This is a genomic window from Sphingopyxis sp. (assembly GCF_035944815.1).
In the GTDB taxonomy this organism is placed as follows: Bacteria; Pseudomonadota; Alphaproteobacteria; order Sphingomonadales; family Sphingomonadaceae; genus Sphingopyxis.
In genome coordinates, this window is the sequence record NZ_DASZAU010000009.1 from 675,000 (window position 1) to 696,288 (window position 21,289).

The 21,289-nt window shown below is 66.7% G+C and carries 22 protein-coding genes; 11 read left to right on the forward strand and 11 right to left on the reverse strand.

The features are described 5' to 3' along the window. Positions 1–72: 72 nt before the first annotated feature. The 3 genes from VGU00_RS13890 to VGU00_RS13900 all read right to left on the reverse strand — a co-directional run bounded on the left by VGU00_RS13890 (position 73) and on the right by VGU00_RS13900 (position 1,814). Positions 73–528: a nuclear transport factor 2 family protein gene (locus VGU00_RS13890; protein WP_327469440.1), complete on the reverse strand. Its 456-nt coding sequence runs from the start codon at positions 526–528 to the stop codon at positions 73–75. 151 nt (positions 529–679) lie between these two features. Continuing rightward, positions 680–886 (reverse strand): hypothetical protein, encoded by a 207-nt coding sequence (locus VGU00_RS13895; protein WP_327469442.1) that lies wholly within the window; start codon positions 884–886, stop codon positions 680–682. A gap of 52 nt (positions 887–938) precedes the next feature. Continuing rightward, positions 939–1,814, reverse strand: a complete 876-nt coding sequence (locus VGU00_RS13900) for a LysR family transcriptional regulator (RefSeq protein ID WP_327469444.1) — start codon at positions 1,812–1,814, stop codon at positions 939–941. A 99-nt stretch (positions 1,815–1,913) separates the two neighbouring features. Here VGU00_RS13900 and bla point away from each other — a divergent pair, with 99 nt between their 5' ends. After that, a complete protein-coding gene (bla, locus tag VGU00_RS13905) occupies positions 1,914–2,771 on the forward strand; it encodes a subclass B3 metallo-beta-lactamase (RefSeq protein ID WP_327469851.1) in 858 nt (285 codons plus the stop codon). 30 nt (positions 2,772–2,801) lie between these two features. Here bla and VGU00_RS13910 read toward each other — a convergent pair whose 3' ends face one another. Next, positions 2,802–4,067: an SPOR domain-containing protein gene (locus VGU00_RS13910; protein ID WP_327469446.1), complete on the reverse strand. Its 1,266-nt coding sequence runs from the start codon at positions 4,065–4,067 to the stop codon at positions 2,802–2,804. 258 nt (positions 4,068–4,325) lie between these two features. Here VGU00_RS13910 and VGU00_RS13915 point away from each other — a divergent pair, with 258 nt between their 5' ends. From VGU00_RS13915 to VGU00_RS13925, 3 genes are read left to right on the forward strand one after another with little or no spacing between them, the layout of a single operon-like run. Beyond that, on the forward strand, positions 4,326–5,048 hold the full coding sequence (locus VGU00_RS13915; protein ID WP_168452508.1) for an AAA family ATPase: 723 nt from the start codon (positions 4,326–4,328) through the stop codon (positions 5,046–5,048). A gap of 17 nt (positions 5,049–5,065) precedes the next feature. Continuing rightward, a complete protein-coding gene (locus VGU00_RS13920) occupies positions 5,066–5,755 on the forward strand; it encodes a hypothetical protein (RefSeq protein ID WP_327469450.1) in 690 nt (229 codons plus the stop codon). 32 nt (positions 5,756–5,787) lie between these two features. Further along, positions 5,788–7,170 carry an SPOR domain-containing protein gene (locus VGU00_RS13925; RefSeq protein ID WP_327469452.1) on the forward strand — a complete coding sequence of 461 codons (1,383 nt, stop codon included), beginning with the start codon at positions 5,788–5,790 and terminating at the stop codon, positions 7,168–7,170. Between the two features lie 353 nt (positions 7,171–7,523). Here the strand turns inward: VGU00_RS13925 and VGU00_RS13930 are convergent, their stop codons facing one another. From VGU00_RS13930 to VGU00_RS13960, 7 genes are all read right to left on the reverse strand, one after another. Continuing rightward, positions 7,524–8,426, reverse strand: coding sequence for a phytanoyl-CoA dioxygenase family protein (locus tag VGU00_RS13930; protein WP_327469454.1), 903 nt, complete (start codon positions 8,424–8,426; stop codon positions 7,524–7,526). A 77-nt stretch (positions 8,427–8,503) separates the two neighbouring features. Beyond that, positions 8,504–9,061: a DUF4189 domain-containing protein gene (locus VGU00_RS13935; RefSeq protein WP_327469456.1), complete on the reverse strand. Its 558-nt coding sequence runs from the start codon at positions 9,059–9,061 to the stop codon at positions 8,504–8,506. Between the two features lie 73 nt (positions 9,062–9,134). Continuing rightward, positions 9,135–10,358: a dihydroorotase gene (locus tag VGU00_RS13940; RefSeq protein ID WP_327469458.1), complete on the reverse strand. Its 1,224-nt coding sequence runs from the start codon at positions 10,356–10,358 to the stop codon at positions 9,135–9,137. Then, entirely contained in the window at positions 10,349–11,344 is a 996-nt protein-coding gene (locus VGU00_RS13945; RefSeq protein ID WP_327469460.1) for an aspartate carbamoyltransferase catalytic subunit, read from the reverse strand. The genes VGU00_RS13940 and VGU00_RS13945 overlap by 10 nt, the downstream gene beginning before the upstream one ends. 13 nt (positions 11,345–11,357) lie before the next feature. Further along, positions 11,358–11,675 (reverse strand): DUF1294 domain-containing protein, encoded by a 318-nt coding sequence (locus VGU00_RS13950; protein WP_327469462.1) that lies wholly within the window; start codon positions 11,673–11,675, stop codon positions 11,358–11,360. A 24-nt stretch (positions 11,676–11,699) separates the two neighbouring features. Further along, positions 11,700–12,161 (reverse strand): Holliday junction resolvase RuvX, encoded by a 462-nt coding sequence (ruvX, locus tag VGU00_RS13955; protein WP_327469464.1) that lies wholly within the window; start codon positions 12,159–12,161, stop codon positions 11,700–11,702. Positions 12,162–12,163: 2 nt separating this feature from the next. After that, on the reverse strand, positions 12,164–13,459 hold the full coding sequence (locus VGU00_RS13960; RefSeq protein WP_327469466.1) for a DUF3089 domain-containing protein: 1,296 nt from the start codon (positions 13,457–13,459) through the stop codon (positions 12,164–12,166). Positions 13,460–13,637: 178 nt separating this feature from the next. Here VGU00_RS13960 and VGU00_RS13965 point away from each other — a divergent pair, with 178 nt between their 5' ends. The 7 genes from VGU00_RS13965 (at position 13,638) to VGU00_RS13995 (ending at position 21,216) form a co-directional block, all read left to right on the forward strand. Beyond that, positions 13,638–15,419 (forward strand): DUF4153 domain-containing protein, encoded by a 1,782-nt coding sequence (locus tag VGU00_RS13965; RefSeq protein WP_327469468.1) that lies wholly within the window; start codon positions 13,638–13,640, stop codon positions 15,417–15,419. A gap of 63 nt (positions 15,420–15,482) precedes the next feature. Then, on the forward strand, positions 15,483–15,785 hold the full coding sequence (gene gatC, locus VGU00_RS13970; RefSeq protein ID WP_327469470.1) for an Asp-tRNA(Asn)/Glu-tRNA(Gln) amidotransferase subunit GatC: 303 nt from the start codon (positions 15,483–15,485) through the stop codon (positions 15,783–15,785). Beyond that, positions 15,785–17,266 (forward strand): Asp-tRNA(Asn)/Glu-tRNA(Gln) amidotransferase subunit GatA, encoded by a 1,482-nt coding sequence (gene gatA, locus VGU00_RS13975; RefSeq protein ID WP_327469472.1) that lies wholly within the window; start codon positions 15,785–15,787, stop codon positions 17,264–17,266. Before gatC ends, gatA begins: the two co-directional genes overlap by 1 nt. Position 17,267: 1 nt before the next feature. After that, on the forward strand, positions 17,268–17,825 hold the full coding sequence (locus VGU00_RS13980) for a DUF1877 family protein (RefSeq protein ID WP_327469474.1): 558 nt from the start codon (positions 17,268–17,270) through the stop codon (positions 17,823–17,825). A 1-nt stretch (position 17,826) separates the two neighbouring features. After that, a complete protein-coding gene (gene gatB, locus VGU00_RS13985) occupies positions 17,827–19,293 on the forward strand; it encodes an Asp-tRNA(Asn)/Glu-tRNA(Gln) amidotransferase subunit GatB (protein WP_327469476.1) in 1,467 nt (488 codons plus the stop codon). Positions 19,294–19,382: 89 nt separating this feature from the next. Further along, entirely contained in the window at positions 19,383–19,871 is a 489-nt protein-coding gene (locus tag VGU00_RS13990; protein ID WP_327469477.1) for a hypothetical protein, read from the forward strand. A gap of 4 nt (positions 19,872–19,875) precedes the next feature. Next, complete coding sequence (locus tag VGU00_RS13995; RefSeq protein ID WP_327469480.1) at positions 19,876–21,216, forward strand: amidohydrolase family protein; 1,341 nt, start codon at positions 19,876–19,878, stop codon at positions 21,214–21,216. The last annotated feature ends 73 nt before the right edge of the window (positions 21,217–21,289 follow it).

A 21,289-nucleotide genomic window follows, 5' to 3' on the forward strand; every position in this document is an offset into this window, starting at 1 on the left:
CTACCCCTCCCGCAAGCGGGAGGGGTGATCAGCTCGCTACTGCAACGGCTGCTTCCCGCCCCAATGCCGTCCCTAATCCTCGATCGGCGGCGCGCCGGCCTCGGCAAAGCCGGTATCGGCAAGCCGTTTCAGCGCGGCGGCATATTTGGCGGTGTCGAGATAGGGGTGGAGGCTGACGATCTTGCCCCAGCGCAGGCGGATGATGTGGACGCCGTCGTTGACGTAAGAGGTGTCCCCGTCGGCCATCACCGCGCGGTCGCGCCATTCGATCACGGCGGTCGTGTCCCACGGCGTCCCGCTCGACGCGATATGCTTGATCTCGAATTTGAGGACGGGGTGGACCGCGAACAGGCGCTGGAACCAGGCGCGGAGCCCCGCCTTGGTGTGGCGCGTGCCGCCGAGCGCATGGTCGCCGGGGAAGATATGTTCGAACCGGTCGGCCATGCCGGCGAGCGCGGACTCCCAGTCGCCGCGGCTGAGGCCGTCGAAAATCTTGCGAACCTGGCGGCGGACGATGGCGTGATACATGACGATGCTCCTGCAAGTGTTTACGATGTTAACATTGGTGACGCGCAAATGGGGTCTATGTTTACAATGTCAACACTGAGGCAGGATCTTTTTTGTGAAACCGCCTGCCGCGCGCGGCGTGCAGGCCGGGTTGTTGCCCGAGGTTTGCGGGTCAGGCCGGCGTCTTGACCTTGACCCACACATGCACCGTCGCGGCGAATTTGCCCGGTTCGGGCTTGCCCACGTCGATCCGCTCGGCGGTGACGAGTTCGCCGGTGGCGAGGTTGAAGCTGGCCCATGGTTTCGGCATGCGGCCGAAGGTCATTTTCTGGATCGGCTGGCCGGTGGCGGTGTTCATGATTGTCGCGGTGATACCCATCGCGTGCCGGTAGCGGCGCTGCGACGATTCTGTCCAGCGCCCATTCGGGACTTTATGCGGCGTCGGCGAGTTCGCCCGCGATCCATGCGCGAAACCGCCGCATCGCGTCGCTTTCGGGGCGCGACATCAGGCGGGTGAGCCAGTAGCGGCCGGCGTCGATGGCGATGCCGAAGGGCTGGACAAGCTGTTCGGCGGCGAGTTCGCGCGCGAACATCGACGGCGGCGCGAGCGCGACGCCCTGACCCGCCGCCGCGGCGGCGGCCATCAGCGCCGAGCTGTCGAACATCGGGCCGCGCAGCACCGGCGTGGCGACCCCGGCGGCAGCGAACCAGAGCGCCCATTCGTCGGCGCGGTACGAACGCAGCAGCCGTTCCGACACCAGGTCGGCGGGCGATCGGAGCCGCGCGGCGATCGCGGGGGTGCAGAGCGGCGCCATCGGCGCGGCGACGAGCGGTTCGGCGTGCGTGCCGTGCCAGGCGCCGTCGCCGAAGCGGATCGCATAGTCGAGCGCCTCGCCGGCAAGGTCGACACGGTTGTTGTTCGTCGCGATGCGCAGGTCGATCGCGGGAAAGGCGCGCGCGAAGGCGTCGAGGCGCGGGAGCAGCCAGCCGGTGGCGAAGGTACCGACGACGCCGACCTTGAGCGTCTCGCGGAAACGCCCGCCGGCATATTGATCGAGCGTCGCGGCGACGCGGTCGAACGCATCGGCGACGACGGGGACGAGCGCATGGCCTTCGTCGGTGAGCGCGAGGCCGCGCGGCAGGCGGTGGAACAGCCGGGTGCCGAGGCGGCGTTCGAGCTCGGCGACCTGATGGCTGACGGCGCCCTGGCTGACATGGAGCTCGATCCCGGCGCGGGTGAAGTTGAGATGGCGCGCCGCGGCATCGAAAGCGCGGAGAGCGTTGAGCGGGAGCTGGGCGCGGTCCATGCCGAAACATGAAATATTCTCATGGCTTTGTCGAGAAATGATGCTTTGTGAAGCCGCCCTCCGCTTGGCATCCCGGTGGCCGAAGGGAGACGAACGATGATGAAGACGATCGCGCTGGCATTGTGGATGATGGGGACGGCGGGGGCGTCGCAGCCCGCGGCCGACGACCCGCTGACGCGGCCGATGGCGGTGGAACGCGCGAAGGAATGGCTCGCGCCGCAGCCGCCCGAACGGATTTTCGGGAAGAGCTGGCTGGTCGGTTTCGGCGGGCTGAGCGTCGCGTTGATCGACACGGTCGACGGGCTGGTGCTGATCGACGGCGCGCTGCCGCAGGCGGTGCCGATGATCCTCGCCAATGTCCGCGCGGCGGGTTTTGACCCCAAAGACATCAAATATATTCTGAGCACCGAACCGCATTACGACCATGGCGGCGGGCTCGCCGCGCTGGCGCGCGACACCGGCGCGACGGTGATCGCGAGCGCACGCGGCGCCGAGGGGCTGCGTGCGGGCGCGATGGCGGCGGACGATCCGCAGCTTGCCTATGGCGGGACCTGGCCTGCGGTCGAGCGTTTGCGCGTGATGGCCGATGGCGAGGTGCTGGCGATGGGCGATACGCAAATCACCGCGCATGCGACGCCGGGGCACACGATGGGCAGCATGAGCTGGAGCTGGAAGGCGTGCGAGGCGGGGACGTGCAAGACGATCGTGTTCGCGTCGAGCCTCAACCCCGTGTCGGCGGACGGCTATCGCTATCTGAGCGCGGCGGGCAAGCCGTTCGTTGCGGGGTTCGAGCAAAGCTATCGCAAGATGGACGCGATACCGTGCGACATCCTGATTTCAGCGCATCCCGACAATGCGGGGGCGGGGCGTTTCAACGACAAGCCGGGGGCGTGCCGCGCCTATGCCGACCGATCGCGCGGCTTGCTGGCGAAACGGCTGGACCGCGAGCGGAAATAGTGCGGGCCCCGGCGAAGGCCGGGGTGCATCCTACTTATCGACGACCAGACAGGCCTGTCCGCCCTTGCGGACGGTCGCGCAGAAGGCCTCGGCCTCGCCCTTGTTCGCGAAGCCGCCGGCCTGGAGCCGCGTCAGCTTGCCGCTCTTGACCAGATAGGGCTGGCGGGTGGCGAAGGCCGGATTCTTCTTTTCGAGCTGGCTCCAGAGGTTCCGCGCGTTCGCCTCGACCCCGAAGGCGCCGAGCTGCGCGCGCCAGGGGCTCTTCGCGGCGGTGTGGACGCGCACCGGGGCTGGGGTTTCGATCACCTCGATCGGATCGTCGTTGAAGGGTTTTGGCGCCGGCTTTGCCGGGGCGGGTGGCGGTGGTGCAGCCTTTGCCGGTGCGGCCGGCGGCAGGTCGCCGCTTTCGGGCGGCGCGCTGTAGGTCGTGCCGGGCGCGCTGCTTGCGGCGGCGGTTGCGGTCGCGGCGTCGGTGGTTGCCTCGATCGCGGCGGCGGTCGCGGCGCTCGCGGCGGGCGAAGGCGGCAGGTCGACGCTGCGGATCGGTTGCGGCGCCGGGCGCACGGGCGCCGGGGCCGGCGCGGGCGTCGCGATGACCGGCGGCGGCGTATAGCTGGTGCCGGGGACCGACGCGGGCAGGCTCGCGGTCTTCACCGGCGAGGCGGCTGCGGGTTTGGGCGCCGGCGGCGCCGAGGCGTTGACCGCGGCAAGGCGCGCGCGCTGTTCGCTTTTCTCGATTTCGGGGAGCATCGCGAGCCCGCGCTGGCGCTGGTCGAGCGGGATCAGGCTGTCGAGCTGGGCGAGGCGCGCCGACGCGATGCCGAGCCCGGCGTCGCTTGCGCGTTTGGTGAGGGCATAGGCGCGCGGCAAATCCTGCGGTGCAAGGTCGCCGTTGAACATCGCGGTGCCGAGAACATATTGCGCGCGCGGTTCGCCGCGTTCGGCCGACCGGGTGATGAAGGGCATCGCTTCTTCGCGGCGGTTCGCGGTGAACAGGACGAGTCCGAGATTGTCCTCGGCCTGCAGATGCCCCTGTTTCGCGGCGCGGCGATACCAACTTTCGGCCTGACCGAGATCGGTGGGGACGCCGCGGCCGAGCTTGTACGCCTGACCGAGGTTGAACTGCGCATCGGCGTCGCCGGCGATCGCGAGCGGACGCCATTCGGCGACCGCCGCCTGGTAATTGCCCGCCTGCCAGGCATCGACGCCGTCCTTGACGTCGGCCAGCGCGGGCGCCGCCAGCGACACCGCGATCAGCGGAAGAGCCAGCAAGGCGGCAGTGCGGAAAGAACGCATCTTATTCTCCAATGACTTGCGCGGCATGACAGCCGATGCAGTCCCCGAGGGTCTTATAAGGATGAAATGGCTAACACGGCGTTAGCAACACGCGCGAGCCGCCACATTTGATCCGTTATGGGACAGACCGGCGTTAGGGCCCCGTTTACCATGTGCGTGCGGAAGTCGTTCACCATCTTTTTATCATCGTTAACCCAATTTTAGCGCCCCCCATGCCATCCCGTCGCCGAAATCTGGATTTTCCGAGGGGGTAACGCAGTGCGCGTATTGGCATTGGCTTCACAGAAGGGCGGGTCGGGCAAGACGACGCTGTCCGGGCATCTGGCGGTGCAGGCACAGCTTGCCGGCGCCGGCCCGGTCGTCCTGATCGATATCGATCCGCAGGGCTCGCTCGCCGACTGGTGGAACGAGCGCGAAACCGACCTTCCGGCGTTCGCCCAGACCACGGTCGCCCGGTTGGCATCGGACCTCGAAATCCTGCGCCAGCAGGGTTTCAAGCTGGCGGTCATCGATACGCCGCCGGCGATCACCATGGCGATCCAGAGCGTGATTTCGGTCGCCGAGCTGATCGTTGTCCCGACGCGTCCGAGCCCGCACGACCTGCGCGCCGTCGGCGCCACCGTCGACCTTTGCGAACGCGCGGGCAAACCGCTGGTATTCGTCGTCAACGCTGCGACGCCCAAGGCAAAGATCACCAGCGAGGCGGCCGTCGCGCTGTCGCAGCATGGCACGGTCGCCCCGGTCACGCTGCACCATCGCACCGATTATGCCGCGTCGATGATCGACGGGCGCACCGTGATGGAAGTCGACCCCAACGGCCGGTCGGCCGAAGAAATCCGCCAGCTCTGGACTTATATGAACGACCGTCTCGAAAAGAATTTCCGTCGCACCGTCTTTGCCGCGCCGATTCCGACGCAGGGCAATTATGGCGCGGTCCGCCCGATGGGCGGTGGCTTCGGCCGCCGCATCGCTGGTCAGTGACGGGGGGCTCGGGAACCATGGGCGAACCGAAACCCCTCGCATCGCTGAGCGCAGGACTATTGGCCCGCAAGGGCGGGGCGCGTCCCGCGATGCGCCGCCAGCCGCTCGGCAGCGGCCCGGCACCGCTCAATCCGGGCGGTTATGACGATCTTGGCTGGAACGACATGGGCTATGATGTCGATCCCGACCAGTCGGGCGAACCCGCGCGCATGGTCGATCTGAAGCCGCTGCTGACCGGATCGGTGCTGGCGCATAATGTCGAGGCCGAACATGCGGTCGATGACAGCGCGGCCTATGAAGCCGGCCATGAAGAAACCCCGGGTTTTACGGGGCTGACCGACGATTATGGCGCCGACCAGTTCGAAGCCGAAGCGCCGGAGGTGCCCGAAGTGGTGCGCCAGCAGGAATCGCTGATCGAACGCGTCGCCGCGGTGGCGCGCAAGGTCGAAGCGCGCCCGGCGCCGAAGGCCGAGCCGAAAGCCAAGGCGCCGCGCGCGCTGCGGGCCCGCGAAAAAGCGGCCTTCACGCTGCGCCTCGACGCCGAACGCCATCTGCGCCTGCGCCTTGCCAGCGCGGTTACCAACCGGTCGTCGCAGGTGATCCTGACCGACCTGCTCGACGAATATCTGGCATCGCTGCCCGAAATCGACGCGATGGCGAGCCGCCTGCCGGCGGCGCGTCCGACGCGCCAGACGATGTCGCGCTGAACGAACGCGCTGAACGAACAAGGGGACCTGTCATGAACCGCAAGATGCTGATGAACCTCGCCGTCTACGGCTTTGTCCTTGGCGCCGCCACGGGATGCAGCGGCATGGGCAAGATGGCCGACGCGCCGTCGCGCGCCGCCGGCAAGCCCGCCGTCGCCGCCAAGTCGGCGGGGCAGGCGCGCGCCGCGCTGGAAGCCGGCAAGGTCAGCAAGGCCGTCGGCCTCGCCGAAGCCGCCGTCGCCGCGAGCCCCCGCGATGCCGGCTATCGCGCCTTGCTGGGACAGGCCTATCTGAACGACGGCCGGTTCGCCTCGGCAACGGCAGCGCTGAGCGAAGCGGTCGAACTTGGCGCGACCGACAGCAACACGATCATCGCGCTGACGCTGGCGCAGATCGCGCAGGGCAAGAACCGCGACGCCGTCGTGCTGCTCGAAGCGCACCGCGACACGGTGCCCGCATCGGACATCGGGCTGGCGCTGGCGCTGGCGGGTGACAATGAAGGCGCGATCTATGTGCTGAGCGAAGCGGCGCGCGCGCCCGACGCCAGCGCCCGCACGCGGCAGAATCTGGCGCTCGCCTATGGCCTGTCGGGCCGCTGGGCGCAGGCGCGCATCCTGGCGTCGCAGGATCTGTCGCCCGCGAAGCTCGAAGCCCGCATGGCCGAATGGTCGAAACTGGCCGAATCGCCCGATGCGCCGATGCGCGTCGCGAGCCTGATCGGCACCAAGGTGCGGCAGGATGCCGGCATGCCGGTCCGCCTCGCGCTCAGCAATTTCGGCGAAACGCAGATGGCTGCGGCCGACGGCGTAGAGCTTGCCAGCGCCGACCCGGCGCCGGTCGAAGCCTATGCGCCGCCGCCGCCGGTCGTCGCCGATGCCGGCGGCACGATCCGCAGCGTCGAATTGCCGATGCCTGAACGGGGCGCCGACGGTATCGTCCCGGTCACCGAACTGCCGCAGCCGAAGCCCGCAGGCGCCGTCATCATGGCCGACGCCGCGCCCTATCGCGCCGCGCCGCGCGTGGCGAGCGAAGGCCGGCTGCGTCCGTTGCAGCAGCAGGCGCTGGAAATGGTTTCGCAGATCGTCCCCAAGGCGTTCGACAGCAAGAAGCCGACCGGCTGGGCCGTCCAGCTCGGCGCCTATGACAGCCTCGGCATCGCCAAGGAAAAATGGGGCGGGCTGAAAAAGCGCAACAGCGTGCTCGCCAGTTTCCCGGCATCGAGCCACGCCGCGACGGTGAAGGGCCGCACCTTCTATCGCCTGACGGTCAACGGCCTTGCGACGCGCGCCGATGCGACGAGCCTGTGCAACGAATTGAAGGCGCAGGGGCAGACCTGTTTCATCCGCGCGATGGGCGGCAGCGAAAGCATCCAGTGGGCGGCGAAGGCCAGCCCGCTGCGGATGGCTTCGCGCTAAAAACCGGATCGAACCGAACAAGGAGAGGGCGTGGCCGTGAGGCCGCGCCCTTTTCGCGTTCGGGCGCGGCTGGGCACGCCGAATATTCTAGGGTCAGGACCCATTAATTCCGCGATCGAGGTTTGAAGCGATTTTGCTCAGGGCGAGGAAGAAAGGTGAAGGAATATGAATATATTTCAAACCTTTCCGACGAAGCCATGGGCAAAATCGGTCAAATCCCGAAGGGACGCCGAAATGACTTCGATCTCGGGCCCGTGCGGCCTTGCGGGTAGCGATGCTACCCGCTGCACCCGCCCAAGCCCGATATCTTCGTCATTTCGACGCCTCGAACGTGGAATTAATGGGTCCTGACCCTACCGAACGGTGACATAGATCCGGTTGATATAGGGATCGAGCTGTACGCCGTCCTGATCGGCCGCGACCGCGCATAGCGGGCGCCGCGGGCCGCCGGTGTCGGGCCGGAGGCAATAGAGTATCTGCAGCATCAGCCGGGGTTTCGACCGTGGCGGCAGGCCGCGATGCAGTCCGAATGTATTTTCCAGAAAGGCCGTGCCCGCTGCGCCGGTTATCTCGAGCCGGTCGTCCGCCGCATAGCTTTGCGCGACTTCGTCGTCGCTATAGCGGCGGCGCGGGAGCAGCCGCGCGTCGCGGTGCGATCCGCGCACATATTGGTGCGGGCCGCTCGCGGCGTCGACATCGTCCAGATAGAAGAATAATTTGAGGAAACGGAAATCGTCATAGTCGCGGTGGAACAATTGTTCGCGCTCGGCGGGCTGGCCGTGCACCATCGACCACCAGATCGCCATATAGCTGATCGTCGGTTTCGCGCCGAGGATGTGCGTGACGACGGGCAGGATGCGCGGATGGTTGGCAAGGCGCAGCACATGCGGCGCCGCGACCACGACGGTGTCGGCATAATGCGCGATCCGCGCTTCGGGCGGTGCATCATGCGGGGCGTCGAATTCGCCGAGGCGGGGGTGGTGGGGGTCATAGGCCCGGTGCGCCTCAAGATAGGCGCGGATATCGGCAATCTCTTTGGCGGAGAGCAGCGATTCGAGGCGCAGGATGCCATCGCGTGCGAGGATTTCGCTCTCGGCGGAGGCGGGGGCAGAGGCGGCGGGCAGCGTTTCGACGGAGTGGTGGGCCCATCGTTCGCGCAGGGCGATATTCTCGATGCGCCGCTGCCAATAAAGGTGGCGGTAACGGGCATCGGTCAGGAACCGGTAGGCAGCGAGGGCGATCGGAGCGATCCGCATGCCCCGTTTATGCCCTGTTGGCGGGACGGGGGTCAACGTAGCGACCTGCGGGGAGGTCGAAGTGCACCGGAAAACGATTAGAAGCGGAAGAAATAGGGCATGCTTTCGAGCGTCTCGACGACCTTGCATTTGGCGCCGGCGCTCTTGCAGCTGTCGATCACCGAACGTTTCGCGCCGCCGGGCGTGCCCGCGAAGCCGGCATAATATTGCCCCTCCTTGTCGCGCGCGATCGCGAAATGGCCATTGCCGCCCCATAGCCCGACGACGCAGCCCTGACCGCCCGCCTCGCGGCACGCGGTCATCGCATAGCCTTCGGCCTGCTCGCGGCTGTCGCCGCGCAGCGCGCCATAGCTATAGCCGGGCTGGCCCGATGCCGAGCGCCAGAAGGCGATCGCGGCGAAGCTGTCGACCATATAGCCGCCGACATAATCCTGTTTTTCCTGCGCGAAGGGGATGACTTGTCCCGGCGGGGCGGGGGGGCGTGCGTCACCATACATCTGTTGCAGCACCTGTGGCGGCGGCGCGTTGCAGGGGAGGCCCTGCGCGCAAGGGATGCCCTGGACGGGCTGCATCTGCGCTGCGGCGGCCGTCGCGAACAGGGTGGCGGCGAGAGCGGGAAGGGCAAGACGGCGCATCGGGTCAACCTCGCTGACTATCGATCCCCCGCGCGCAGGGGTATCGAATTAAATCAGCGAGATAAAGCCCGGATCAGCGGATCCGCAGGCCGCCCTTCCAGATGGCGGTGGCGCGCCCCTGCACCGGCATGCCGTCGAACGGCGTGTTGCCGGCCCAGGCGGCCATCTTCTTCGCATCGACCTGCCACGGCGTATCCGCATCGACGAGGATGAGGTCCGCTTCCTTGCCCACCGCGAGGCTGCCGGCGTCGACGCCGAGCAGGCAGGCGGGGGTGGCCGCGAGCAGCTCGAACAGGCGGCCGGGGGTGATATGGCCGTCGCGGACGAGGTTGAGCCCCAGCGCGAGCAAGGTTTCGGCGCCCGCCATGCCGGGCAGGGCCTCGGCGAAGGGCAGGCGCTTGTCCTCGGGGCCGCGCGGGTCGTGGCCCGAGGCGAGGACGTCGATCGTGCCGTCGGCAATCGCCGCGAGACAGGCTTGCCGGTCGTCCTCCGACCGAAGCGGCGGCGACAGGCGCGCGAAGGTGCGGAAATCGCCGATCGCGGTGTCGGAGAGCAGCAGGTGCGCGGGGGTGATGCCGCAAAGGACGGGTAGTCCCTTCGCCTTGGCGGCGCGGATCAGGTCGAGCCCGCGTGCGGTGGTGACCTGGCGGAAATGGACGGGCGCGCCGGTTTCCTCGACGAGCGCGAGGTCGCGGGCGATCGCCATCGCCTCGGCAATGGCAGGCGCAGACGCGAGGCCGAGCCGGGTCGCCATCTCGCCGTCGGTCGCGACCGCGCCGGCGGTGAGCCCCTCATCCTCGGCGTGAATGATCGTGACGAGGCCGAGCGAGGATGCGTAGGCGAGGACGCGGCGCATCACGCCGCTATCGGCGATGCGGCCGCGGCCGGTTGCGATGGCGCGCGCGCCCGCCTGTTTCATCAGGCCGATTTCGGCGAGTTCCTTGCCCGTTAGGCCCTTCGTGGCAGCGGCGAGCGGGTGGACCCAGAGGTCGGGCTTGCCGCCCTTGGCCGCGCGCTCGACGAGCCCGGCGCCGTCGAGCGGGCCGCTGTCGGGCATCAGCGCGGCGCGCGTGATGCCGCCGAAGTGGAAGGCGGGCTTGTCGGTCGCGAAAACGCCGAGGTCGATGATGCCCGGGGCGAGCCATTGGCCCTTGGCATCGACGGTTTCGGTACCCTCGGGGATATCGGTCGGGTCGATGGCGGCGATGCGGCCATCGACCACGAGCAGGCTGCCCGCGCGGGGCGTCTCGCCGTCGATCAGCCCCGCGTTCGTGATGTGGAGCGGTTTCAGTTCCATCCGGCAACTCCCCGCTTGCGGCGCGTCAATATGTCGAGGCACGCCATGCGCACGGCGACGCCCATTTCGACCTGTTCGGTGATCGTCGAGCGCGCGGGATCATCGGCGATGCTGCTGTCGATCTCCACCCCGCGATTCATCGGGCCGGGATGCATGACGATCGCATCGGGTTTCGCTTTTTCGAGCCGTTTCGGGGTGAGACCGTAGAGCGCGTGATATTCGCGCGCGGAAGGCAGGTAAGCGCCGTCCATTCGCTCGTTCTGAAGGCGGAGCATCATCACGACGTCGGCGTCCTTTATGCCTTCGTCCATGTCGGTGAAGCAGCGCACGTGCATGCGCTCCATCGCGGGCGGGGTGAGCGTCGGCGGCGCGACGACGCGCACCTCGTTGCCGAGCAGGGTGAGCGCGAGGATGTTCGAGCGTGCGACGCGGCTGTGCAGGACGTCGCCACAGATCGCGATGGTGAGGCCCTCGACGGTCCCCAAGCGACGGCGGATCGTGAGCGCGTCGAGCAGCGCCTGCGTCGGATGCTCGTGGCGGCCGTCGCCGGCGTTGAGCACGGGGCAGTCGACCTTGTCGGCGATAAGCTGCACTGCGCCCGATGACGCATGACGGATGACGATCGCGTCGGCGCGCATCGCGTTCAGCGTCATCGCGGTGTCGATCAGCGTCTCGCCCTTTTTCACGCTCGACTGCGCGGCGTGCATATTGACGACATCGGCGCCGAGGCGTTTGCCCGCGATTTCGAACGACAGCAAAGTGCGCGTCGAATTTTCGAAAAAGGCGTTGATGATCGTGAGGCCCGCGAGCCGGTCGTCATGTTTCGACGCGCCGCTGCGGTTCAGTTCGACCCACTCTTCGGCGGCGTCGAGAACGTAGCTAATCTCCCACGGAGTGAGCGGTGCGATGCCGGTGAGGTGGCGATGGCGAAATGCATCGCCGCCGGGCGGATAGTCGCTGGCGGGCCGGATTGTTGAGCTTGTCATTAAAGCCACGCCTCTAGGCCGCTGCGGCGATTCTCGCAAGCGCCGAGGCAAGCAGCGGCTCCAATATTCCGAGCGCCCAAAGGACAAGCAGGATGATGTCGAGCCAGAGCCAGATCAGCATCCATGTCGCGAAGGGCTGCTTGCGCGTCTTGTGGCGGACGAGCCGCGCGGCGAGCACGGTGCCGAAGGCGCCGCCGAGAAAGGCCCAGAGGAGGAGGGTGGATTCGGGGATGCGGCGGTCGACCGCTTCGGCGCGGCGCTTGTCGATGACCATCAGGCCGAAGGCGATGCCGTTCGCGGCGCCGAGCCAGTAGAGGAAATATTCGGTCAAGCGCGCGGGGTCATGCGCGCGGCGCTATTGGCGGATGAGGGCGTCGATCGCACCCTGCAGGATGAAGGCGGCGGCGGCGCTGTCGACGCGTTCGGCGCGTTTGGCGCGGCTGACATCGGCGGCGATCATCGCGCGCTCGACGGCGGCGGTCGACCAGCGTTCGTCCCAGAGGAGGAGGGGGAGGCCGAGCGGCGCGAGGTTGCGTGCAAAGGCGCGCGTGCTCTGCGTGCGCGGGCTGTCGGTGCCGTCCATGTTGAGCGGCAGGCCGACGACGAGGCCGACGATATCGTGCTGCGAGACGAGGGCCTTGAGTGTTTCGAGGTCGACCGAGAATTTCTTGCGGATGATCGTCTTGTCGGGGGTCGCGAAGCTCCAGTTCGTGTCGCAGAAGGCGACGCCGATGGTTTTCGTGCCGACGTCGAGCCCCGCGAGGCGGCCGCCGCTTGGAAAGTTTGCGGCGAAGTCGGGGGCGGCGGTGGTGATCATCGTCAGGATTTCGGCGTGGCAGTTGCCGGAACGGGGGAAGCCGGCGGAGCGATCGGCGCCGCAGGCGGGGGCACCGGCGACGGCTTGCCCTCGTAGGTCGCGAGGCGGCGGAGCACGTCGGCGCGGACATTCGCCCAGAAGAGCGTGATGTCATAGACGTGGTAGTTGTTGCCCGGGAGCACATAGCCCGCGACGACGTAATTTTTCGCGACGTCCGCATCGCCGATCATCAGGAAACCGCGCGTATCGTCGCATTTGGCGCCGATCTTGCCCGCGATCAGCGCGCCCGATTTGAAGCCTTCGGTGGGCTTGAGCGTGCCGATATTGGCTTCGGGCGCCGCTTCGGTGTCGGGGATGCCGGTGAGGGGGTTGGTGCAGAGCATCCGCGTGCCCGCGCGCGGGCGGCCGTCGAAGCCGATCGTGCCGTCATAGGCGTCGGTGACCATCACCGGATCGGCGGGATCGGCGAAGGTCGCCCAGCCGAGGATGCAGCCTTTTTGTTCGGGCGTCCGGCATGCGGGCAGGCCGAGCCCGGCGATGTCGGTGTCGAGGCTGATCGGCCAGCCGACGACATAGGCCGCGACGATGCGTTTCGCGAGCGGCGTGCCCGCGATCCGCGTCTTGAGCAGGGTCGTGAGGTGGAGCGCGCCCTGGCTGTGGCCGGCGAGGATGATGGGTTTGTCCTTGGGAATGCCCGCGAGGAAAGCATCGAACGCCTCCTCGACGTCGCGATAGGCCGAATCGATCGCCTTGCCCGCGGTGACGCGGTCTTCGGCGAGGAAGGCGCCGAGCGTCGCCTGGCGGTAGCGCGGGGCCCAGATTTCGCCCGCGTCGGCAAAGGCGCTCGCCATGCCCTGCACGAACAGGTTGGCGCGGTGGTCCGAATCGCGATCCTCGAGCGGGGCATTCCAGCTCGAGCGGCTGTAATAGCTGGTCGGATGGACGAAGAAGACCGCGGCGTCGCCTTTGGGGAAGGGCGTTTCTGTCGTCGCCTGCGCGGCCTTGGCGGGCGGGATCAGCGGCGCGGCGGCCTTCTCGCCGGGAAGATCGGTGCCCGGGGTTTCGCTTCCGTCGGCGGCGGGGCGCCAGGCCGAGGGGTCTTTTTCCATCCCCGGGCGCGCGAACCACATTTTGGGATCGTCATAGGCGTTGGGCGCGACGGCCGCCTGCGGTTTGAATTCGGTGCTGGGCACGAAGGCGGTGCGCGCGATCCAGCCGGGGAACAGCTGGTACACGACCCCGGCGGCGAGGATCAGCAGGATGACGGCGGCGATGATGTAGAGGAATTTACGGGCCAAAAGGCGCTCCATGCGGTCGGGGGAGACGGATTTCGGCCTCTCTAGCCGCTCCCGCGTCTCCCTACAAACAACTCGTCATGCCGAACTTGTTTCAGCATCCATGGTCTAATTCGCGGCCTGCGGCCATGGATCCTGAAACAAGTTCAGGATGACCAAGTTACGGGATAGGCTGCGGCCCATGACCGATGCCACCGCACCCGCCGCCGCCGATTCGGCTCCGCCCGCCTCGGCTCGTCTCGACGATAATGATCCGCCATGGCCGCTCCGCCCGTGGATCATGGCGGCGATCTGCGCGGTGGCCGGGCTGTTGTTCCACATGTTCGTCGACCGCGAATATGTCATGGAACCCGCGCCCTTGCTCGACGCGCTCGCGGCGTTCGTGGCGTTCTCTGCCATCGTATTCGTGCTGGGGGTCGAACAGCGCCGCTGGCTGTGGGCGCTGGGGTTCGCGCTGCTCTGGGGTGCGGTGATGGGGCTGATCACCTGGCATTCGGCGGGCTATAATCTGGGCGGGTCGCCGATCGAATGGCCGTTCTGGTCGGGCGTGCTCGCGGTGCTCGTCGCGACGCCGCTGTTCCAGACGCGGCGCGACGTGGCGCCCGACCGGCGCTTCTGGAAGCTGTGGCAGATGCCGTACGACCGGCTCCACAGCCATGCATGGACCGATGCGGTGATCGGCGCGGCGGGGCTGGCTTTCGTCGGCATCACCTTCCTGCTCACGGTGCTGATCGGGCAGATGTTCAAGCTGATCGGGATCAACCTGATCTTCGACCTGCTCAATGACGAATGGTTCGGATGGATGCTCGCGGGCGCAGCGTTCGGCGGCGCGGTCGGCCTGCTGCGCGAGCGCGACCGGCTCGTTTCGACGCTGCAGCGGCTGGTGATGATCGTGCTCGCGGTGCTCGCGCCGGTGCTTGCGGTCGCGCTGGTGCTGTTCCTGCTCTCGCTCGCCGGGACGGGGCTGACGCCGCTTTGGGACTCGGGCTTTTCGACCGCGGCGGTGATGATGGGCGCGGCGGCGTTCGCGGTGCTACTCGCCAATGCGGTGATCGGCAACGGCAGCGACGACCGCGCGACCAACCCGGCGCTGCGCTGGGCGGCGCCGGTGCTGGCGGTCGCGGTGCTGCCGCTCGCCATCATCGCTTTCTATTCGATGCATCTGCGCGTGATCCAGTATGGCTGGACGCCCGAGCGCATCTGGGGGGTGATCGCAGCGATCATCGCGCTGGCCTATGGCATTGCGGGGCTTTGGGCGGTGGTAAAGGGGCGGCGCGATTTCGACGACTGGCTGCGGCCGCTCCAGCAGAAGCTCGCGATCGGGCTGGCGCTGCTCGCGCTGTTCCTTGCGTTGCCGATCCTCGATTTCGGGGCGATTTCAACGCGCGATCAGGTGGCGCGGTTGAAGTCGGGCGCAACAAAGGTCGAGAAGTTCGACTGGGCGGCGCTGGCGTTCGATTTCGGGCCGAGCGGCCGCAAGGCGCTGACGGACATGGCGAAGTCGGCCGACAAGACGAAATCGGGTCTCGCGAGCTGGGCGCTGAAAGCGAAGGATCGCTGGACGCTCGGTCGCGAGATCGACGAGATGACGCCACGCGACGCCGCCTTCGGTGCACGCAGGATCGAGGAGAAGATACGCGTTTTCCCCGCAGCGCGACCGCTGCCCGCCGAGCTTTATGCGTTGCTCGACGAGCGGAGCCTTTGCCACACGACACCCTGTGTCGCGCAATGGGTCGACGACGGCCGCGTCGCGGTCGTTTCGAGTGGCGGCATGCTGTTCCACTTCGCCATCGATCCCGCGACGAAGAAATGGAACGACTATTACGGAGGAAGCGACCCGGCCGAACAGAAGCGCCGCGAATTGACCGCCGACGACGTCGAAAAGGGCGCGGTCGAAGTGCGAACGGTAACGCGCCGCCAGATTTTCGTGAACGGCAAGCCGGTGGGCGGCGATTTCGAATAGGCGCACCTTGAAGCGCGCGGGGCGGGATGCTAGCGGCGCGGCTTCGTTAAAGTTAGGGCGATCATGGCAATCGATCAGGCAACAGTAAGGAAAATCGCGTCGCTGGCGCGCATCGCGATCAGCGATGCGGAAGCCGCCGCGATGGAAGGCGAACTCAACGGCATTTTGGGCTGGGTCGAGCAACTCGGCGAGGTCGATGTGACCGGGGTCGAGCCGATGACCGCGGTGATCCCCAACACGCTCCGTCTGCGCGACGATATCGTCGACGCCGACCCGCTGACCGGCGGCAATCGCCGCGACGATGTCCTCGCCAATGCGCCGGCGCCGCAGCACGGCTTTTTCGGCGTTCCCAAGGTAATCGAATAATGACCGATTTCACCAATCTGACCGTCGCAGAGATCCGCGACGGGCACCGCGCGGGCGATTTCAGCGCCGTCGAGGTCGCCGAGGCGTTCAACGCCAATGTCGCGGGCGCGAAGGCGCTCAACGCGTTCATCGTCGAGACCCCCGAGCATGCGATCGCGGCGGCGAAGCAGGCAGATGCCGATCGCTCGGCGGGGACGCTGAAGCCGCTGTCGGGCGTGCCGATCGGGATGAAGGATCTGTTCGCGACGAACGGCGTCCAGACGACCGCCGCGAGCCATATGCTCGAAGGCTTCGTGCCGCGCTATGAATCGACCGTGTCGCAGAAATTGTGGGACGCGGGTTGCGGGATGCTCGGCAAGCTCAACCTCGACCAGTTCGCGATGGGATCGTCGAACGAGACGAGCTATTTCGGCAATGTGATCAGCCCGTGGAAGCGCAAGGATGGCGGCAATGCCGCGCTCGCGCCGGGCGGGTCGTCGGGCGGCAGCTCGTCGGCGATCGCGGCGCGGCTCTGCCCCGCGGCGACGGGGACCGACACCGGCGGCTCGATCCGCCAGCCCGCGGCCTTCACGGGGATTTCGGGGATCAAGCCGACCTATGGCCGCTGCTCGCGCTGGGGCATCGTGGCGTTCGCAAGCTCGCTCGACCAGGCGGGGCCGATGGCGCGTGACGTGCGCGACTGCGCGATCATGCTCGAAAATATGGCGGGCTTCGATCCGAAGGACGCGACGAGCCTGAACATGGCCGTGCCCAATTGGGAAGCGGCTTTGTCGAACGATCTCAAGGGCAAGAAGGTCGGTATTCCCAAGGAATATCGCCTCGAAGGCATCGACCCCGACATCGATACGATGTGGGATGCAGGTATCGCGATGCTGAAGGATGCGGGGGCCGAGGTCGTCGAGATCAGCCTGCCGCACACCAAATATGCGCTGCCCGCTTACTATATCATCGCGCCCGCCGAGGCGTCGTCGAACCTCGCGCGCTATGACGGCGTGCGTTATGGCCTGCGCGACCTGCCCGAGAAAGCGGGCTTGCAGGACATGTATGCCGCGACCCGCGCCGACGGCTTCGGGCCCGAGGTCAAGCGCCGCATCATGATCGGCACCTATGTGCTGTCGGCGGGCTTCTACGACGCCTATTATACGCAGGCGCAGAAGGTGCGGACGCTGATCGCGCGCGATTTCGAGCAGGCTTTTGCCAGCTGCGACGTGATCCTCGCGCCGACCGCGCCGTCGGCGGCGTTCGGGCTCGGCGAGAAGATGGCCGATCCGCTGGCGATGTACCTCAACGACGTGTTCGCGGTGCCCGCGAGCCTCGCGGGGCTGCCCGCGATGTCGGTCCCCGCGGCGCTGAACCGCGAAGGGCTGCCGCTAGGCTTGCAGATCATCGGCAAGGCGTTCGACGAGCAGGGCGTGCTGAACGCCGGCCTGGCGATCGAGGAACGCGCGGGCTTTACGGCGCGGGCGGAGAAGTGGTGGTAAGATGAGCGGCCGGGGACTGCATATCGCTCTGACGGATGTGGAGCTTGCTCAACTAGAAGCAATGTCGGCCGACGAGATTCCCGACTTCATTGCCAACGAATTGGAAGAAAAGAAGTTTGGTACGCCCGACGCCTGCGAAACCGACAAGTCGTGGGCATATATTCATTCGGCGCTCAACGGCACCGATCCCGACGGCGAGTTGACATTAGCAGCTCCAGCGAAGTCCGGTTTGGTATCACGCCTTTTCGGGCCGAAGCCGTTGCCGGACGTCGGTGCAGCGAAATATGTGATTATCGGAACGCAGCAATTGGTCAATTCTGACGATTATTTCGTCGGCTTGGTTCCGGCAGATCAGGTTAAGGTTGTTTCCGCGTGTTTGGGGCTAATTCCGGAAGGCCACTTCCGCGATCGACTCCATGTTGTTCACAAGCAGTTTGGTGCGTCCGGCAATGCGAGCGATGTATCTGAATATGCGTTGGGTTGGCTTCCGGGGCTCGTCGAGTTTTTCGACATTGCCGCGCAAGCCAAGAAGAACGTAATTTTTACGGTGGATTATTGAGATGAGCGACTATCGCATCAAGGGCGAAACCGGTGAATGGGAGGTCGTGATCGGCCTCGAGGTCCATGCGCAGGTCACCTCCAACGCCAAGCTGTTCTCGGGCGCCGCGACGGCGTTCGGGGCCGAGCCGAACACGCAGGTATCGCTGGTCGACGCCGCGATGCCGGGCATGCTGCCGGTGCCGAACCGCGAGTGCATCCGTCAGGCGGTGCGCACGGGCATGGCGATCGAGGCCGAGATCAACAAATGGTCGCGCTTCGACCGCAAGAATTATTTCTATGCCGATCTGCCGCAGGGCTACCAGATTTCGCAGCTTTATCATCCGCTTGTCGGTGAAGGTTCGCTGACGATCGAGGCCGATGAAAAGGCGGGCCTGCCCGAGGCGAAGCGCATCGGGATCGAGCGTATCCATGTCGAGCAGGACGCCGGCAAGCTGATGCACGACCAGCATCCGACGATGTCCTACGTCGACCTCAACCGCTCGGGCGTCGCGCTGATGGAAATCGTCTCGCGCCCCGACATGCGCTCGCCCGCCGAGGCTGGCGCCTATGTGCGCAAGCTGCGCTCGATCCTGCGCTATGTCGGCTCGTGCGACGGCAATATGGAAGAGGGCTCGATGCGCGCCGACGTGAACGTCAGCGTGCGCAAGCCCGGCGACGAGTTCGGCACGCGCACCGAGACGAAGAACGTCAATTCGGTGCGCTTCGTGATGGCGGTGATCGAGGGCGAGGCGAAGCGCCAGGTCGCGCTGATCGAAAGCGGCGGCAGCGTGGTGCAGGAAACGCGGCTTTACGATCCCGACCGCAACGAGACGCGCTCGATGCGGTCGAAGGAAGATGCGCATGATTACCGCTACTTCCCCGATCCCGACCTGCTGCCGCTCGAACTCGACGATGCGTTTCTGGCCGAATGCCGCGAGAGCCTGCCCGAACTGCCCGACGCCAAGCGCGCGCGTTATCTGGCGGCGGGGATTTCGGCATACAACGCCGACGTGCTGACCGCCGAGGTCGAGAGCGCGCTGTGGTTCGATACGCTGCTGGAAACCGGCGCGAAGCCGGCTGCGGCGGCGAACTGGGTGTCGAGCGAGCTGTTCGGGGCGCTCAACCGGCTCGGCAAGAGCTTCGCAGATTGCCCGGTCACGCCGGCGCACGCGGGCGAATTGCTCGGCCTCGTCGCCGACGGCACGATTTCGGGCACGATCGCGAAGCAGGTGTTCGAAAAGATGCTCGAAAGCGGCGACGCCGCGGGCGTGATCGTCGAGCGCGACGGGCTGAAGCAGACGAGCGACACCGGCGCGATCGAGGCCGAGATTGCCAAGATCCTGACCGCCAACGCCGACAAGGTCGAGCAGTATAAGGGCGGCAAGGAGGCCTTGTTCGGCTTCTTCGTCGGGCAGACGATGAAGGCGATGCAGGGCAAGGCGAACCCGCAGGTCGTCAACGAACTGCTGAAAAAGGCGCTCGGCTGATCCGCCGAGTGATCCGGTTCACAGGCAATTCAGGCGCTTCGCTGTCATAAGCGTTGAAATCAGGGCATAATGACAGCGAAGGATGGACGATGATGAAGCGGGTTCTGGTTCCGGTTTGCGGCATAGTGGCACTGGCGACGGGCGTGGCGGCGAGCGCTGCGGGCGCGCCCGCGGTGAACGACGGCTATGACTGGGCAATGCGCGTCAACGACGAAGAGCGGACGCAGAGCGCGATCCTTGCCTATGAAGTCGCCGATACCGACGACCAGCCGCTCAATTTCAGCTGCGAAGAGGGCGGCAACCGGATCTTCGCGGGCATTTCGGGCAATTCGCCCGACCTGACCGCGATCGGCCTTGTTACGGGCGACCAGACATTGCGCCTCGCCGGCACGACCGAGGCCGACGATATGCCCTATTTCTCGTCCACCGACGAGGTTGCCGGCGATTCGCCCTTCATGCGCGCCTTTGTCGCCAACGGCTGGCTGCGCATGACCGACAACAACGGGACGATCGACATGGCGGCGACCGCGGCCGGCAAGCAGGCGATTGCGCGTTTTGTCGAATTCTGCGCCGGCTGAGGCGGTGCGGCGCGTCCTGCGCGCGCTGCTGACGCTGTGGCTGCTGTTCGCGGGCGCCGCGCTCGCGCGGGCGGAAACGATCATTTTCACCGATGTGAATGTCGTGCCGATGGACCGCGAGCGCGCGATCCCGCGCACGACGGTGATCGTCCGCGACGGCATGATCGCGAGCATCGGGATCAAGGCGAAGCTGCCCGCGGGGACGCCGGTGATCGACGGCAAGGGGGCCTGGCTGGTGCCGGGCCTCGCCGACATGCACAATCATGTGACGACGCGCGACGACCTGACGCTGTTGCTCGCGAACGGCGTCACGGCGATGCTCAACATGGGCGAGGCGACGAACGCCTTTGCCGGGCGGACGCGGATCGCGGTGAACCGCGGCGATGTTCCGGGGCCGCACATCTTCACCGCCTTCGTCGTCGATGGCGACCCGCAATATGGGCATTTCGTCATCCGCACCGCGGACGAGGCGCGCGCGATCGTGCGGTTGGCGAAGGCCAATGGCTACAGCTTCATGAAGGTCTACACAAATTTGTCGGCCGAAGCCTTCGCGGCGCTGGCCGACGAGGCGAAGGCGCAGGGAGTCGCCGTCGTCGGGCACAATGTCACGGCGGTCGGCCTCGCGAAACAGCTCGCGGCGGGGCAGGCGATGGTCGCGCATGTCGAGGAATTCTTCACCGGCTTTTTTCCCGAACCGCCCGCCGACGACCAGCAGGCGCCGCCCGGCGACGCGCACATCGCCGACGCGATCGCGCTGGTGAAGGCGCATGGCGCGTTCGTGACGTCCGACCTGTTCACCTATCGCACCATCGCGGCGCAATTCGGCAAGCCTGCGGCAGTGAAGGCCTATCTCGCGGCGCCTGAGGCGCGCTATCTGTCGCCCGCCGACCGGATCGACTGGGCGCGGTCATCCTATCAGAAAAAGGCGGTCGACCTGTCGCGGCGGGTGGCGTTCGAGGCGCGCTTCGTCAAGGCGATGGCCGACGCGGGCGTCCCGCTGATCGCCGGCGGCGACGCGCCGACGATCCCCGGGCTGGTGCCGGGCTTCGCGCTGCACGACGAGATCGACGCGATGCTGGCGGCGGGGCTGACGCCCTTTCAGGCGCTGTCGGCGGCGACGCGCACGCCGGGCGAATTTATCGCGAAGACGGTACCGGGCGCGGCGCGGTTTGGCATCGTGGCGCCGGGCTATCGCGCCGACCTGCTGCTGGTCGCCGACAATCCGCTGGAAAAGCCCGCGACGCTGCGGACACCGCTCGGCGCGATGGCGAACGGGCGCTGGCATGATGCGGCGGCGCTGAAGGCGATGCTCGCCGAGGTGGCGGAGCGGCGCGCGGGCTACTGACTTTAAAGTGCAAAATGGATCAAGTTTATCGCGGGCCAGCGCGCCCTAGGCTCCTATTTTTTTCTTGCTGCGT

Bases quoted from the DNA above. Each gene is read 5' to 3' on its own strand.
- VGU00_RS13890 (WP_327469440.1), bottom strand. From the start codon at position 528: ATGTATCACGCCATCGTCCGCCGCCAGGTTCGCAAGATTTTCGACGGC.
- VGU00_RS13895 (WP_327469442.1), bottom strand. From the start codon at position 886: ATGGGTATCACCGCGACAATCATGAACACCGCCACCGGCCAGCCGATC.
- VGU00_RS13900 (WP_327469444.1), bottom strand. From the start codon at position 1,814: ATGGACCGCGCCCAGCTCCCGCTCAACGCTCTCCGCGCTTTCGATGCC.
- bla (WP_327469851.1), top strand. From the start codon at position 1,914: ATGAAGACGATCGCGCTGGCATTGTGGATGATGGGGACGGCGGGGGCG.
- VGU00_RS13910 (WP_327469446.1), bottom strand. From the start codon at position 4,067: ATGCGTTCTTTCCGCACTGCCGCCTTGCTGGCTCTTCCGCTGATCGCG.
- VGU00_RS13920 (WP_327469450.1), top strand. From the start codon at position 5,066: ATGGGCGAACCGAAACCCCTCGCATCGCTGAGCGCAGGACTATTGGCC.
- VGU00_RS13925 (WP_327469452.1), top strand. From the start codon at position 5,788: ATGAACCGCAAGATGCTGATGAACCTCGCCGTCTACGGCTTTGTCCTT.
- VGU00_RS13930 (WP_327469454.1), bottom strand. From the start codon at position 8,426: ATGCGGATCGCTCCGATCGCCCTCGCTGCCTACCGGTTCCTGACCGAT.
- VGU00_RS13935 (WP_327469456.1), bottom strand. From the start codon at position 9,061: ATGCGCCGTCTTGCCCTTCCCGCTCTCGCCGCCACCCTGTTCGCGACG.
- VGU00_RS13940 (WP_327469458.1), bottom strand. From the start codon at position 10,358: ATGGAACTGAAACCGCTCCACATCACGAACGCGGGGCTGATCGACGGC.
- VGU00_RS13945 (WP_327469460.1), bottom strand. From the start codon at position 11,344: ATGACAAGCTCAACAATCCGGCCCGCCAGCGACTATCCGCCCGGCGGC.
- ruvX (WP_327469464.1), bottom strand. From the start codon at position 12,161: ATGATCACCACCGCCGCCCCCGACTTCGCCGCAAACTTTCCAAGCGGC.
- VGU00_RS13965 (WP_327469468.1), top strand. From the start codon at position 13,638: ATGACCGATGCCACCGCACCCGCCGCCGCCGATTCGGCTCCGCCCGCC.
- gatC (WP_327469470.1), top strand. From the start codon at position 15,483: ATGGCAATCGATCAGGCAACAGTAAGGAAAATCGCGTCGCTGGCGCGC.
- gatA (WP_327469472.1), top strand. From the start codon at position 15,785: ATGACCGATTTCACCAATCTGACCGTCGCAGAGATCCGCGACGGGCAC.
- VGU00_RS13980 (WP_327469474.1), top strand. From the start codon at position 17,268: ATGAGCGGCCGGGGACTGCATATCGCTCTGACGGATGTGGAGCTTGCT.
- gatB (WP_327469476.1), top strand. From the start codon at position 17,827: ATGAGCGACTATCGCATCAAGGGCGAAACCGGTGAATGGGAGGTCGTG.
- VGU00_RS13990 (WP_327469477.1), top strand. From the start codon at position 19,383: ATGATGAAGCGGGTTCTGGTTCCGGTTTGCGGCATAGTGGCACTGGCG.